Here is an 11,750-nt window from a genome sequence, read left to right on the forward strand (position 1 = left end):
GGCGAACGCTCAGAACAGCGTCGGCGCGTCGGCGATCGACCACGACGCGCGATGGTGCCGGCTGATCCCGTGCGCGCGGATCGCCTCGCGGTGCTCGGGGCTCGCGTAGCCCTTGTTGCGCGCCCACTGGTACGCGGGCAGCTCGTCGTGCAGTTCGGTCATGAGGCTGTCGCGCGCGACCTTGGCGATGACGGATGCCGCGGCCGCCGACGCGCAGTCGCGGTCGGCCTTGATCACGGGACGCACCGTGAGCCCCCACTCCCCTGCGGGACGGATGTAGTCGTAGTTGCCGTCGAGGATGACGACGGCGTCCTCGGGGACGACGCCGTGCGCGCGGAGATCCGCGATCGCGCGGATCGAGGCGAGTCCGAGCGCGCGCATGATGCCGATCTCGTCGATCTCCTCCGAACTCGCCCAGCCGACGGCGCTGGCGGCGACCCACGATGCCGCGCGTGCGGCGACGTCGGCGCGCTTGGGCTCGGGCACGAGCTTCGAGTCGCGCAGCCCCTGCGGGATGCGCTTGCGCGATCGCGGGGCGTCGACGACCGCCGCGCCGACCGCGACAGGCCCGGCCAGCGCTCCGCGCCCCACCTCGTCGCACGCGATGACGAGCGTGTGCTCGCGCAGGAGCCGGCGCTCGAGCGTGAGGCGGGGCTCGGCGACGGTCACTGCCCGCCGCCCTCCGGCTCCACGTCGGGAACCCCGGCGAACACGTCGTGATGGAAGTCGAGGAGCCCGAAGCGGTCGAAGGGCCACGTCACCAGGAACGCGCGTCCGACCAGGTTGTCGATCGGCACGAAGCCCTTGCCGGGCTGATCGGTGTTGTAGCGCGAGTCCTTGGACCGGTAGCGGTTGTCGCCGAGCACCCAGAGGCTGTCGGCGGGAACTGTCACGTCGAAGGCGTCACCCGAGGCTGCGGTCTCACCGCCGGGCAGCTTGAGGTAGGCGCTCTCGTCGATCGGCACGTCGTTGACCGTGATCTGGCCGATGGCGTTGCAGCACACCACGTGGTCGCCCGGCAGGCCGATGATGCGCTTGACGAGATGGTCGTCGCTGTCGGGGGCGGCGAGGCCCACGAGCGACAGCACCCATTCGACGCCCTCGACGATCGGCGGGCGCGCCGGCGCGGGATTGGGAGGCAGCCACCCGCCCGGATCCTGGAACACGACGATGTCGCCGCGGTCGTACCCGCCGAAGCGCGGCGTGATCTCGTCGACGAGGATGCGGTCCTTGATGTGGAGGGTGTCCTCCATCGATCCCGACGGGATGTAGAACGACCGTACGAGGAACGTCTTGACGACGAGAGAGACGAGGACCGCGATCAGGATGATCACGACCACGTCGCGCAGGAACACCAGCCAGCCCCGGCGACGCGGCTGAATGGTCGCGGCGGGCTCGGGCCCGGGCGCCGGCTCGGCCGGAGCCGACTTCTCGGTCGTCATGAGTTCCTTCACGGGTGCCGACGGTCGCAGCCACCCCGCCTTCAAGGGTCGCATACTCCGGCCCCTCCCGAATACGACGAAGCCCCGGACCTCACGGGTCCGGGGCTTCGCGAAAACGCTGCGGAAGAGCGTCAGTTGCTCTCGCGCTTCTCCTTGATCTTGGCCTTCTTGCCACGGAGGTTGCGCAGGTAGTACAGCTTCGCGCGACGCACGTCACCGCGGGTCACGACCTCGATGTGGTCGATGACCGGGGAGTGCACCGGGAAGGTGCGCTCGACGCCGACCTGGAAGCTGATCTTGCGGACCGTGAAGGTCTCGCGCACGCCATCGCCGGAACGGCCGATGACCACGCCCTGGAAGACCTGGATACGCGAGCGGTTGCCCTCGGTGATGTTGACGTGCACCTTCACGGTGTCGCCGGCGTTGAAGGCGGGGATGTCGGAGCGGAGCGAAGCCGCGTCGACGGCGTCGAGGATCTGCATGATCGTCTCTCTCTGCGACCGCCACAGGTCGACCGCGGGAAGGATGGTAAGGACTGAGTGTGCCGAAGGCCTCCGGCTGACGCCGTACAGCTGGTTCCCCTGAGGCAGAACCGGTCAGGGCACAAACGCCTATTCTGCCACGGATCGCACACGCGGCCAAAACGAGTCAGCTCGAGGGTGGCGTCTGCTTCTCGGTGATGACGATGACCTCGCGAGGCGCGGCTTCGGGCTCGTTCTCCTGGGCGGGGATGTACGCGACGCCGTCGGTGGTGTGCAGGACGAACCGGGACGGCCGCGCCTCGCTCCACAGCTGCCACAGCTCCAGCCAGAAGAGGCCCACGCCGGCGAGGATCGTGACGACCATCACGGGCGCCCACCACGCCTCGGCGAAGAAGCCGAGCGAGATGACGAGCAGGTGCCACACCGTGAAGCCGAGCACGTCCCACCACGACACGGCGCGGTGCGCCCGCACGGTTCCACGAGCCCGCACCAGGAGCGTGAGGAGGAGCTGCCACAGGAAGACGCCGGGGATGGCGAGGAACAGCACCCACAGGAACGCCCACCCGCCGGCGTTGAACACCGCCCAGCCGACGAGGAGCCACAGCGGCAGCAAGAAGGCGGCCGGGATCAACCAGCCGAAGAATGCGCGACGCAGCCACATGACACTGATGGTACGCCCGCTGTGGAGCGCCGTGGTCCGCTTCCGCGCGCCGCGGAGCATCCTCCCAGCCCCGCGCCCGAGGGTCAGACAGAATGGAGGGGAACGAGAGGATCCCCCACATGATCGAGTTGCGCACCCCTGCCGAGATCGAGGCGATGAAGCCCGCCGGGCGATTCGTCGCCGAGACCCTCGCGACGCTGCGCGACGAGACCAAGGTGGGCACGAACCTCCTCGCGATCGACCGCCGCGCGCACGACCTGATCCGCCGCGCCGGGGCCGAGTCGTGCTACATCGACTACCACCCCTCGTTCGGCGCCAGCCCGTTCGGCAAGGTCCTCTGCACGTCCGTGAACGACGCGGTCCTGCACGGCCTCCCGTTCGACTACACGCTGCGCGACGGCGACCTCGTGTCGCTCGACTTCGCCGTCTCGGTCGACGGCTGGGTCGCAGACTCCGCCGTCTCGTTCGTCGTGGGCACGCCGCGCGACGAGGACCTCGCCCTGATCGACACGACCGAGCGGGCCCTCGCCGCAGCCATCGGCGCGGCGACCGTGGGCAACCGCATCGGCGACATCTCGGCGTCGATCGCCCAGGTCGCGCACGGCGACGGCTACTCGATCAACACCGACTTCGGCGGGCACGGCGTCGGTCGTGAGATGCACGGCGATCCGCATGTCGCCAACGACGGCAAGGCGGGACGCGGCTATCCGCTCCGTGCCGGCCTCGTGCTCGCGCTCGAGCCGTGGTTCCTCCAGACCACCGACGAGCTCATCACCGACCCCGACGGCTGGACGCTGCGATCGGCCGACGGATCCCGCGGCGCGCACTCCGAGCACACCGTCGCGATCACCGAGGACGGCCCGATCGTCCTGACCGACCGGTCCTGGCTGGGCGTGGCCTGACGCCTCCACGCGCGTCCCACTCCCACGCGCCGGGCCCGACTGCGCCCGGCCCATGCGCGCCGCGTCAGGTGCGCAGCTCGGCGCGCGGCGCGTGCGCGGGCGTTCCGGCTCCGGCGAGCGCTGCGAGCGACGCCGCCACCGAGTGATCGACCTCACGCTCGACCCGCGGGTGCTCGCTCAGCACGATGAGCGACTTCGCCGCCAGCCGCAGCGTGTCGCCCGGCCGGACGAGCGCCGAATCGGCCCGCTCCCCCGCCGTGTCGATGACGACCTCCCAGTCGGGGCTGAACTCGACCACCGGGATGCGGAAGTCGATGATGTCGTCGCCCGCGTTGAAGAGGACGATGAAGTGGCGGTCGCGGATCGGCTCGCCGCGCCGGTCCTTCTCGCGGATCCCCTGACCGTTGAGGAACACGCCGATGGCACGGCCGAAGCCGGACTCCCAGTCGTCCGACTGCATGAGGGTCCCGTCAGGACGCAGCCACGCGATGTCCTGGATCGGAACACCCGCGTCCCGCCGCACCGGACGGCCTTCGAAGAACCGCCGCCGACGGAATGTGGGGTGGTCCCGCCGCAGCCGGCTCAGCGCCGCCGTGAATTCAAGCAGCGGGCGGTCCGCAGCATCCCAGTCGATCCATGTCGTCTCGTTGTCCTGCGCGTAGCCGTTGTTGTTGCCCTGCTGCGTGCGACCGAGCTCGTCGCCGTGCAGCAGCATGGGCACGCCCTGACTCAGCATGAGCGTCGCGATGAAGTTGCGCTGCTGGCGGGCCCTCATGGTCAGCACCGCGGGGTCGTCGGTGGGTCCCTCGACGCCGAAGTTGTCGGACCGGTTGTCGTCGGCGCCGTCGCGGCCGTCCTCGCCGTTGGCCTGGTTGTGCTTCTCGTTGTACGACACGAGATCGCGCAGCGTGAACCCGTCATGGGCCGTGACGAAATTAACGGATGCCACGGGCCGTCGCCCGGAGTGCTCGTACAGGTCGCTCGAGCCGGTGAGGCGTGAGGCGAACTCGCCGAGCGCCTGCGGCTCACCGCGCCAGAAGTCACGGACGGTGTCGCGATACTTGCCGTTCCACTCGGTCCACTGGGGCGGGAAGTTGCCGACCTGGTAGCCGCCCGGGCCGACGTCCCACGGCTCGGCGATGAGCTTCACCTGCGATACCACCGGGTCCTGCTGGACCAGCTCGAAGAAGGTCGACAGGCGGTCGACGTCGTAGAACTCGCGGGCGAGGGCGGAGGCGAGATCGAAGCGGAATCCGTCCACGTGCATCTCGAGCACCCAGTAGCGCAGCGAGTCCATGAGGAGCTGCAGCGAGTGCGGGTTGCGCACGTTGAGGCTGTTGCCGGTGCCCGTGTAGTCGGTGTAGTAGCGCTTGTCGTCATCGAGCTTGTAGTAGGCGGCGTTGTCGATGCCGCGCATCGAGAGCGTCGGCCCGAGGTGGTTGCCCTCGGCGGTGTGGTTGTAGACGACGTCGAGGATCACCTCGATGCCCGCGGCGTGCAGCGCGCGCACCATCCCCTTGAACTCCTGCACCTGCTGGCCGCGGTCACCCGTCGCGGCGTAGCGGTTGTGCGGCGCGAAGTACGAGATGGAGTTGTAGCCCCAGTAGTTCGACAGCCCCTTGTCTTGGAGCACGGAGTCGTTCACGAACTGGTGCACCGGCATGAGCTCGATCGCCGTGACGCCGAGCTTCGTCAGGTGCTCGATGATCGCCGGGTGCGCGACGGCGCTGTACGTGCCGCGCATGTCTTCTGGGATCGCCGGGTGACGTTCGGTGAGCCCGCGCACATGCGCCTCATAGATGAGCGTCTCGGAGTACGGCGTGCCGGGCCGCCGGTCGCCCGCCCAGTCGAAGAACGGATTGACGACGACGCCCTTGATCATGTCGGCGGCGGAGTCGTCGTCGTTGCGCGACTCGGGGTCGCCGAACGTGTAGCCGTAGACCGACTGGCCCCACGTGACGGCGCCCTCGACCGCCTTCGCGTACGGGTCCAGGAGCAGCTTGGCGGGGTTGAAGCGCAGGCCGTTCGCGGGGTCGTACGGACCGTGAACCCGGTAGCCGTAGCGCTGCCCCGGCTGGATGTTCGGCACGTACGTGTGCCAGACGAACGCGTCGACCTCCACGAGGTCGAGGCGCGTCTCGGCGCCGCGCTCGCCGAACAGGCAGAGCTCGACGCGCTCGGCGCCTTCGCTGAACAGCGCGAAGTTCGTGCCGCTCCCGTCGAACGTCGCTCCGAGCGGATAAGCCGATCCCGGCCACGTGTGCATCGCTGTTCCCCCACCGTGTTGCTCCCGCCACTTTATCGATGAGGGATGCCGCGGGCCGCAGCAGCCGTCCCGCTCTTCTCACTTCCCTTCCGGCGGCGGTGTGATCGAAACGTTCGCTCGGGGTAACGGCCGGTGGTCGGGCGATGAAACACCGCGCTCGTAGCGTCAGCGTCACCGAGACGTCCGCCCCCGAGGAGGAGCCATGGCCCACCGCGACCGTGTCAACAGCCGGAAACATGACGCTGACGCCGCTGCAACATCACCGGCGTACGGTGACGGCATGAACGAGACCCCCGCCCTCGGCACCCACGTGGTGATCGTCGGTGCGGGCATGGTGGCGCACCGCTTCGTCGAGAGCCTGCTCAGCCGGGCCGGCGAGGAATGGCGCATCACGCTGATCGGCGAGGAGGAGCGTCACCCATACGACCGGGTCGGCCTCACCGGATTCTTCGCGGGTGCGTCGCCTGAGGATCTCGAACTCGAGCGCGCGGTGCTCGACGACGAGCGCGTGCGGTTCCTCCGCGGCGAGGCGGTCACCCGCATCGATCGCGCGGCGCGCCGCGTCACCACCCGCAGCGGCACGAGCGTCGCCTACGACCGGCTCATCCTCGCGACGGGCTCGTACGCCGCGAAGCTCGCCGTCGACGGCTTCGGGCTCGAGGGCTGCTTCGTCTACCGCACGCTCGACGACGTCGAGAAGCTCGAGGAGTTCGTCCAGCAGCGGTCGGCCGAGCTCGGGCGTCCCCTCGTCGGCACGGTGATCGGCGGTGGACTCCTCGGACTCGAGGCCGCGGGCGCCCTGCAGGGTCTCGACGTCGACTGCACGGTGGTGCAGTCCTCCGACCGGCTGATGTCGGCGCAGCTCGACCTCCCCGCGGGCAACGCGCTGCGCCGGCTCATCGAGTCGCGCGGCATCGCGGTGAAGACCGAGGCCGTCACCACGCGTCTCGACCCCGACCGCTCGGGGCAGGTCGCGGGCCTGGAGTTCCGCGACGGATCGTATGCGCGCACCGACGTCGTGGTGTTCACGGTCGGCGTGCGGCCCCGCGACGAGCTGGCGCGCACCGCGGGCCTCGACGTGCACCCCCGGGGCGGCGTGCTCATCGACGCCGGCTGCCAAACCTCCGACCCGCGCGTGCTGGCGATCGGCGAGGTCGCGAACTACGACGGGATGTGCGTCGGCCTGGTCGCTCCCGGCTACGCGATGGCCGAGGTCGCCGCGACGCGACTGCTCGGGGGCGAGGCATCCTTCCCCGGCTACGACTTGTCGACCAAGCTCAAGCTGTCGGGCGTCGACGTCGCCAGCTTCGGCGACGCGTTCGCCGAGACGCCGGGCGCACTCGACGTCACGTACGCCGACCCGGTGGCCGGCGTCTACAAGAAGCTCGTGCTGTCGGACGACGCGAAGACGCTGCTCGGCGGCATCCTCGTCGGCGACGCATCGGCCTACGGGTCGCTACGTCCGCTCGTCGGCGGCGCGCTCGGCGGCGACCCCGCCGCCTACCTCATGCCCGAGGGCGGCGTCGCCGCGCCGACCGGAGACCTCCCCGACGACGCGCTCGTGTGCTCGTGCAACAGCGTCACGGCGGGCGCGATCCGCCACGCGGTGCACGAGGAGGGCTGCACGGATGTCGCGGCCATCAAGTCCTGCACCAAGGCCGGGGCGGCATGCGGCTCGTGCGTGATGATGGTCAAGAAGATCGTGGGCACGGAGCTCGCGAAGTCCGGTGCGGCGCTCAGCAACGCCATCTGCGAGCACTTCGACATGTCGCGCCGCCAGCTGTTCGACGCCGTGCGCGTGTCGGGACTCATCACGTTCAGCGCCGTGATCGAGCGCTTCGGCACCGGGCGCGGCTGCGACATCTGCAAGCCCGCTCTCGCCAGCATCCTGTCGACGCTCGTGCGCGGTCACGTGCTCGAGGGCGAGAACGCCACTCTGCAGGACACCAACGACCACGTGATGGCGAACCTGCAGAAGGACGGCAGCTACTCGGTGGTCCCCCGCATCCCCGGCGGCGAGATCACGCCCGAGGGACTGCTCGTGATCGGCCAGGTCGCGAAGGACTTCGGTCTCTACACGAAGATCACCGGCGGACAGCGGATCGACATGTTCGGCGCGCGCCTGGAGCAGCTGCCCGAGATCTGGAAGCAGCTCGTGGACGCCGGATTCGAGTCGGGTCACGCCTACGGCAAGTCGCTGCGCACGGTGAAGTCGTGCGTCGGCTCCACCTGGTGCCGCTACGGCGTGCAGGACTCGGTCGGCATGGCGGTGCAGCTCGAGCTGCGCTACCGCGGGCTGCGCTCCCCGCACAAGATCAAGCTCGGTGTCTCGGGCTGCGCGCGCGAGTGCGCGGAGGCACGCGGCAAGGACGTCGGCGTGATCGCCACCGAAGCGGGCTGGAACATGTACGTCGGCGGCAACGGCGGCTTCACGCCCCGCCACGCCGTGCTGCTCGCCGAGGGCCTCAGCGACGACGAACTGCTCACGGCGATCGACCGGTTCCTCATGTACTACATCTTCACCGCCGACCGGCTGCAGCGCACCGCGCCGTGGTTCGAGGACCTGGACGGCGGCATCGAGGGGCTCCGCGAGGTCATCTTCGAGGACAGCCTCGGCATCTGTGCCGACCTGGACGCCGCGATGGCGGCCCACCTCGACGCGTACGAAGACGAGTGGAAGGCGACCCTCGAAGACCCCGAGAAGCTGCGCCGATTCGCCTCGTTCGTCAACGCCCCGACGACGCCCGATCCCTCACTGGCCTACACCGCCGAGCGCGGCCAGCCCCGACCCGCCACCGATGACGAGCGCGCCGACTCGCGCGTGCTCATCGCCGGAACGACCCTGGAGGTGCGCCGATGACCCTCGTCGACCCGCAGAAGACGACCGGGGACACCGCTCCCGACGGCTGGGTGCGGGTGTGCGCCCTCGACGACCTCGAAATCGAGCGCGGCCGTGCCGCCCTCCTGGGCGGCACGCAGATTGCGCTGTTCCTGTTGCGGGGCGCGGACGGCGCCGCGGGCCGTGTGCACGCGGTTTCGAACCTCGACCCGTACAGCCACGCGCACGTCATCTCGCGCGGGATCGTCGGCTCACGGCAGGACGCCCCCACCGTCGCCTCGCCCATGTACAAGCAGGTCTTCGATCTGCGCACCGGCGTCTGCCTCGACACGCAGGGCAAGGAGCCGAAGAGCCTGCACGTCTGGCCCGTCGCGGTCGACGACGGACAGGTCCTCGTGCGGTGGGAGGGCGAGCGGTGACCGGTCGCGCGAAGACCACCGTCGGGCGCGTCGACCTCATCGGCGGCGGCCCCGGCCCGATCGACCTGCTCACCCTGCGCGCGTGGCGCCTGCTGACGCGAGCGGAGGTCGTCGTGATGGACCGGCTGGGTCCGACCGACATCCGCGATCACGTCGGCCCCGACGTCGAGATCGTCGACGTGGGCAAGCTCCCCGGCCACCACCCGGTGCCGCAGGACGAGATCAACGAGCTCCTCGTGGACCGCGCCCGGGCGGGCAAGCGCGTGGTGCGCCTCAAGGGCGGCGATCCCTTCGTCTTCGGCCGCGGTGGTGAGGAGGTCGCCGCGTGCCTGGCGGCCGGCATCCCGGTCGACGTCGTGCCGGGGATCTCCAGCGCCGTCGCCGTGCCGCAGGCAGCCGGCATCCCGATCACCCATCGGGGTGTCGCGGGCGCCGTGCACATCATGAACGGACCGTCGGAGGTGACCGAGGCCACGCTCGCCGCCCTCCGCGACGACACCGTCACGACGGTCATCCTGATGGGCGTCGGCGCGCTGCCGCGCATCGTCGCGGACGCCCTCCACGCCGGCGTCCCCGCAGATCGCCCGGTCGCCATCGTCGAGCGCGGTCACCACCGCGACCAGCGCACGACGCGCAGTACCCTGGGGTCGGTCGTCGTCGATGCCGGCCTCGCCGGCGTGCGCAATCCCGCCGTCATCGTGGTCGGCGAGGTGGCCCGCGCCGGGCTGCTGCTTCCCGACCCCCAACTGGCAGGTGACATCGTCCTTTGAGCTCCACCCCACGCCCCACCCTCTCGGCCGCACTCGACGGCTGCACGATCGTCATCGCCGTCGACCGTCGCTCCTCCGAGCTGGCCGCGGCCCTCGAGCGCCACGGCGCTCAGGTGCGCCACGCGCCGGCGCTCACGATCGTGCCCCACATCGACGACGACGCGCTCATCGCGGCGACGCGCGAGCTCATCGCGCAGCAGCCCGATGTGGTCGTCGCGACGACCGGCGTCGGCTTCCGCGGGTGGATGGAGGCGGCCGACGAAGCCGGGCTGCTCGACGACCTCCACGCCGCGCTCTCCCGCGCCCAGATCGTCGCGCGCGGCCCCAAGGCGCGGGGCGCGATCCAGCAGGCGGGCCTGACCGCCGACTGGGTGGCGGAGTCCGAGACGTCGGCCGAGCTCGGCGAGTACCTGCTCGCCGAGGGTGTCTCGGGAAGGCGCGTGGCGGTGCAGCACCACGGCTCGGGCGCCGACGGCCTCGACGAGCTGTTCGAGACCGCGGGCGCCGACGTGGTGAGCCTGACGGTCTACCGCTGGGGCCCTCCCCCGGACCCCGCGGCGGTCTCACGCTCGGTCGTCGCCGCGGCACAGGGCGAGGTCGACGCCGTGCTGTTCACCTCCGCACCGGGAGCCGCCGAGTGGATCGCCGCGGCACGGAACGAGGGTGTGCTCGCTGACATCGTCGAGCGCGAGGCGGAGGGACGCCTCCTCATGGCCGCCGTCGGCCCGATCACCGCCGGTCCTCTGCAGGATGCCGGCCTTCAGCCGCTCATCGCCGAGCGCGGCCGCCTCGGGTCGCTGGTGCGTGCCGTCGTCACGCATTTCGGCGCAGGTGGTGCGGCGTCACTGCCGACCTCCGCGGGGCGTCTCGAACTGCGCAGCACGGGCATCGTGCTCGACGGCCGGCACATTCAGCTGTCGCGCAGCGCCACCGACATCGTCGCCGCGCTGTTCGACGCGCAGGGCGGCGTCGTCTCGCGTCCGCGGCTCCAGGCTGCGCTGCCGCGCTCGGGCGAGAACACGCACGCCGTCGAGATGGCGGTCGCCCGGCTCCGCGAATCGCTGGGTGTTCCCGACCTGGTGAAGACCGTGGTCAAGCGCGGCTACCGGCTCAACGTCATCGACCCCGCCTGACGCCGTGCCGGCGGGCGCCCGTCAGCTCGCGGGGTCGGGCTCTGCCAGCAGATCGGGCCGGTGAGCGCGGGTGCGCTCGACGCTCTGCTCGTGCCGCCACTTCGCAATCGCGCCGTGGTTGCCGCTGAGGAGTACCGGTGGCACCTCGAGCCCGCGCCACTCGGCGGGCTTCGTGTAGCTCGGGTACTCGAGCAGGCCGAGCTCGTGCGACTCCTCGACGAGGCTCTCGGGGTTGCCGACGACGCCCGGGATCAGTCGCGAGACGGCCTCGATCACCGCCATCGCGGCGACCTCTCCCCCGTTGAGCACGTAGTCGCCGAGGCTCACGAGCCGCACGCGCCCACGCGCGGCGTAGTGGTCGACGACGCGCTGGTCGATCCCCTCGTAGCGTCCGCAGGCGAACACGAGGTGCTTCTCGTCGGCGAGCTCGCGGGCCATCGGCTGCGAGAACAGCTCGCCGGCGGGCGAGGGCACGAGCAGCACGGCGTCGTCGCTCAGCAACTGATCGAGCGCTTCGCCCCAGGGCTCGGGCTTCATCACCATGCCCGCACCGCCGCCGTAGGGGGTGTCGTCGACGGTGCGGTGGCGGTCGTGGGTCCAGTCCCGCAGATCGTGGACGTGCATGTCCAGGATGCCGCGATCCCGCGCCTTCCCGATCAGCGAGACGCCGAGCACGTCGAAGAACGTCGGGAAGATCGTGACGATGTCGACGCGCATGCCTTCGAGTCTAGAAGCCCCGCGTGTTTCGGACGTGTGACGGGGCGTCCACCTCGGGCCGCGGCATCCGTGATCGAGAAGTGACGGAGAGGTAACCGTGGGAGGGGGCGGGCCGAAAC

General features: G+C 70.4%; 11 protein-coding genes. 5 read left to right on the forward strand and 6 right to left on the reverse strand.

All coding sequences use genetic code 11. The features are described 5' to 3' along the window. Positions 1-9 precede the first annotated feature (9 nt). The 4 genes from ACFC1I_RS03950 to ACFC1I_RS03965 form a co-directional block, all read right to left on the reverse strand. Positions 10-669, reverse strand: a complete 660-nt coding sequence (locus ACFC1I_RS03950; protein ID WP_376006547.1) for a ribonuclease HII — start codon at positions 667-669, stop codon at positions 10-12. After that, positions 666-1,442 (reverse strand): signal peptidase I, encoded by a 777-nt coding sequence (gene lepB, locus ACFC1I_RS03955; RefSeq protein WP_376006548.1) that lies wholly within the window; start codon positions 1,440-1,442, stop codon positions 666-668. Before lepB ends, ACFC1I_RS03950 begins: the two co-directional genes overlap by 4 nt. A gap of 131 nt (positions 1,443-1,573) precedes the next feature. Then, on the reverse strand, positions 1,574-1,924 hold the full coding sequence (rplS, locus tag ACFC1I_RS03960) for a 50S ribosomal protein L19 (RefSeq protein WP_045297891.1): 351 nt from the start codon (positions 1,922-1,924) through the stop codon (positions 1,574-1,576). Positions 1,925-2,090: 166 nt separating this feature from the next. Further along, entirely contained in the window at positions 2,091-2,585 is a 495-nt protein-coding gene (locus ACFC1I_RS03965; RefSeq protein ID WP_376006549.1) for an MFS transporter permease, read from the reverse strand. A 119-nt stretch (positions 2,586-2,704) separates the two neighbouring features. On the opposite strand from ACFC1I_RS03965, the gene map reads away from it, so the two are divergent. Then, positions 2,705-3,487: a type I methionyl aminopeptidase gene (gene map, locus ACFC1I_RS03970; RefSeq protein ID WP_376006550.1), complete on the forward strand. Its 783-nt coding sequence runs from the start codon at positions 2,705-2,707 to the stop codon at positions 3,485-3,487. A 64-nt stretch (positions 3,488-3,551) separates the two neighbouring features. Here the strand turns inward: map and glgX are convergent, their stop codons facing one another. Continuing rightward, the gene (gene glgX / locus ACFC1I_RS03975) at positions 3,552-5,753 is read right to left on the reverse strand and encodes a glycogen debranching protein GlgX (protein ID WP_376006551.1); all 2,202 of its coding nucleotides are present in this window, start codon (positions 5,751-5,753) and stop codon (positions 3,552-3,554) included. Positions 5,754-6,033: 280 nt separating this feature from the next. Here glgX and nirB point away from each other — a divergent pair, with 280 nt between their 5' ends. The 4 genes from nirB to ACFC1I_RS03995 are packed head-to-tail and all read left to right on the forward strand — an operon-like array spanning position 6,034 to position 10,914. Further along, on the forward strand, positions 6,034-8,613 hold the full coding sequence (gene nirB, locus ACFC1I_RS03980) for a nitrite reductase large subunit NirB (protein WP_376006552.1): 2,580 nt from the start codon (positions 6,034-6,036) through the stop codon (positions 8,611-8,613). Next, positions 8,610-9,011, forward strand: coding sequence for a nitrite reductase small subunit NirD (gene nirD / locus ACFC1I_RS03985; RefSeq protein WP_376006553.1), 402 nt, complete (start codon positions 8,610-8,612; stop codon positions 9,009-9,011). The genes nirB and nirD overlap by 4 nt, the downstream gene beginning before the upstream one ends. Next, positions 9,008-9,781, forward strand: coding sequence for a uroporphyrinogen-III C-methyltransferase (cobA, locus tag ACFC1I_RS03990; protein WP_376006554.1), 774 nt, complete (start codon positions 9,008-9,010; stop codon positions 9,779-9,781). The genes nirD and cobA overlap by 4 nt, the downstream gene beginning before the upstream one ends. After that, complete coding sequence (locus tag ACFC1I_RS03995; protein WP_376006555.1) at positions 9,778-10,914, forward strand: uroporphyrinogen-III synthase; 1,137 nt, start codon at positions 9,778-9,780, stop codon at positions 10,912-10,914. The genes cobA and ACFC1I_RS03995 overlap by 4 nt, the downstream gene beginning before the upstream one ends. A gap of 21 nt (positions 10,915-10,935) precedes the next feature. On the opposite strand, the gene trmD is transcribed toward ACFC1I_RS03995, so the two are convergent. Further along, positions 10,936-11,631, reverse strand: a complete 696-nt coding sequence (gene trmD / locus ACFC1I_RS04000; RefSeq protein ID WP_376006556.1) for a tRNA (guanosine(37)-N1)-methyltransferase TrmD — start codon at positions 11,629-11,631, stop codon at positions 10,936-10,938. Positions 11,632-11,750 lie beyond the last annotated feature (119 nt).

The sequence above is a fragment of the Microbacterium sp. NPDC056044 genome (assembly GCF_042267145.1).
In the GTDB taxonomy this organism is placed as follows: domain Bacteria; phylum Actinomycetota; class Actinomycetes; order Actinomycetales; family Microbacteriaceae; genus Microbacterium.